The sequence below is a fragment of the Actinoplanes sp. NPDC051633 genome (genome assembly GCF_040681735.1).
In the GTDB taxonomy this organism is placed as follows: Bacteria; Actinomycetota; Actinomycetes; order Mycobacteriales; family Micromonosporaceae; genus Actinoplanes.
The window spans coordinates 1-1,639 of record NZ_JBFAZH010001483.1 but is presented as its reverse complement, the minus strand read 5'-3'; the positions used below and the strand labels follow the sequence as shown (position 1 = coordinate 1,639).

At 70.8% G+C, this 1,639-nt stretch carries 2 protein-coding genes; both read right to left on the bottom strand.

Annotated elements, in window-relative coordinates:
• Positions 1-1,366, bottom strand: a 1,366-nt coding sequence (locus AB0M20_RS42325) for an alpha/beta hydrolase (RefSeq protein ID WP_364307041.1), incomplete at its 3' end; no start/stop codon positions are given.
• Between the two features lie 163 nt (positions 1,367-1,529).
• A partial coding sequence (locus AB0M20_RS42320; RefSeq protein ID WP_364307043.1) for a DUF1905 domain-containing protein occupies positions 1,530-1,639 on the bottom strand: 110 nt, incomplete at its 5' end.

Genomic DNA, 1,639 nt, shown 5'->3' with positions numbered 1-1,639 from the left:
CGCTCTGGAAATGGGCCAGCCAGTCGTCGTCCGTGGTGGTCGCGTAGACCCGCTTCGCCACCTGGTCGGCGGGCACCTCGGAGCCGTCGGCGTTGACCAGGTTCAGCTCGCTGACGTTGTCGACGCCCGGGTTGGTGCTGGCCACGAAGACCAGCTTGTCGGCGTTGAGCCCGTACTCGTGGGAAGCGATGCCGGCCACGGTGGTGCCGTAGCTGTGCGCGACCACGACGTTGTTCGACGCGGTGCCCATGTGGGTGGCCCGCAGGCCGGTCTGGAACCGCGCCAGGTCGTCCGCCCCGTCGCGAGCCCGCAGGTCGCTGAGTGGCGTGAGCGAGTTCGCGCCGGGCTCGGCGCCGATCAGCGCCTCCGGCGTGTTGTAGTCGAGCCACACGACCGTCGCGGTGTCGTTGTCCGGGCGCAGCGTTGTCGCCCGGTCGATCTGGTGGCCGATGTTGTTGAGTTCGTTGGTGATGCCGGGCACGAGCGTGGCCACGTTCTTGGCGGTGTCCGGGTTGCCGATCGACACGACGGCCTGCCCGTCGCCCGCGTTGTCGAAGGCGATCAGGTGGAGCTGGTTGCCGCCCGGCGCCTGTACCCAGAGCCGTTTCTGGAGGTCCTCGAGCGCGGCGAGCCGGCCTCCGGTCGATCCGGGGGCGGCGGCCTCCTGCTGTTTCAGGTCGGCGATGGTGACCCTGAGGAGCTGCTGGTTGGCCGCATTGCGCTCGTTGATGGGTACGCCGTCGAGGTTCCCGATCGTCTCGGGATGAGCCCGGAAGTAGTTCTGCTCACCCTCGGTCAGGCTGTCCCACCAGATCTTGACCGCCCTCGGCTCGTCCGGATACAACGGCCCGTCCGGCGGCTGCTGTCCCGCGAACTGAGCGGGCTGCCCTGGCTGGCCGGCCTGCGCGGGACGGGCCGCGGCGATGCGGGCGGCCGCCTCGGCCTTCATCGTGTCGACCATGCCGGCGACCTGCCGCACGAAGCCGGCCCGCACGTCCGCCGGCATCGCCGCGGCCTGCGCGAAGCCGGCCTGGTTGACCGCCATCAGCTCGTGGATGCCGTTCTTCACGCCGGTCACTTCGGCCGCGAACGCATCGGCGTGCCCGGCCAGCTCCGCCATTCCGGCACCCGTCGACGCGGCGGTCCGCAGCCCTTCGGTGGTCCGGCCGTGGAAGGCCTGCCCCGCCGCATCGGGCCAGCCGTCGGCGACCGGACCCATATCGAAGGAGCTCGCCGAGGTGAAGTGGTCACCGCCGGCCCGCCAGCCCGCGGCCATCGTCCGCACCGCGTCCTCGTCGGCGTCCGGCCACCTCGTGAGTTGGGAGACCTCGGCCCACAGCGCGTCGGCCGGCTCGGGGATCGGCATGATCACCACCCCCGGCCGTGAGCAGCGGGCAACGGGCAGGGCTCGAGCGCGTGCATCACAGGCTCGACCGTCCCGATGTCGATGTGGATGAATCCGTCCGCAGCCATGCGTCGACGATGACCGACCGCGGAGGCCGGCGGAGGCCGATGGCAGCAAGCTGCACCTAGTTCCGGCGTCGCGTCAGGTGTACGACCACCTCGTCGCCGTCGGTCTTGCCGATCGCCTTGCGCACCGCGCCGTTGACCGGCAGCTTGTGAGTGCCGTCGCCGAGTG